Source organism: Psychrobacter sp. 1U2, from assembly GCF_051847575.1.
Genome location: NZ_JBPYDC010001095.1, coordinates 1 through 708, shown reverse-complemented (window position 1 = coordinate 708; position 708 = coordinate 1). Strand labels below are relative to the sequence as shown.

At 38.1% G+C, this 708-nt stretch carries 1 pseudogene; it reads left to right on the top strand.

Going from position 1 to position 708, the window contains the following annotated elements:
* A pseudogene (gene prfC, locus ACS8FD_RS20575) lies at positions 1 to 440 on the top strand (peptide chain release factor 3); the annotation flags it as partial.
* Positions 441 to 708 lie beyond the last annotated feature (268 nt).

Genomic DNA, 708 nt, shown 5'->3' with positions numbered 1-708 from the left:
AGTTGAACTTTACCGGTATTCCACATTTTGCGCCCGAACTGTTTCGCCGTGTGGTACTAAAAGACCCATTAAAATCTAAAGCACTGCAAAAGGGTTTACAGCAGCTTAGTGAGGAAGGAGCTACTCAGGTCTTTATGCCGCAGATTAATAACGATTTAATCTTAGGCGCAGTGGGTGTGCTCCAGTTTGAAGTGGTCGCGCATCGACTAAAAGAAGAATATAAGGTGCAGTGTACTTTTGAACCCGTCTCCATCGCTACAGTACGCTGGATTCATTGTGACGATGAAGTAGCGCTGGCAAAATTTAAGAAAAAAGCGCATGATCAGTTGTCGATAGATGGCGGTGGCTACTTAACATATTTGGCGCCATCGCGTGTTAACTTGCAACTGATGCAAGATCGCTATCCGGAAGTGACTTTTAGCAATACTCGCGAGCACTAAAATCAACGATGCTAGAAGGTATTATTTAGTCCTATAATATATTCTTAAAAGACACGCTGGCCGTGTCTTTTTTGTTTGTATGATTCATTGAAAGTATTAGGCCATGTTATTAAAAACTGATCGCTAAAACAGTGTTCCTACAATAATAGATTTTGATTACGGTAGAATATCTATAAATGTCGTCTATTAATTAAAGAGGATATATGTCAATAGCTACTTATTATCATGTGATAAAGCATTCACAATTTAATAAAAATATAAATACAAT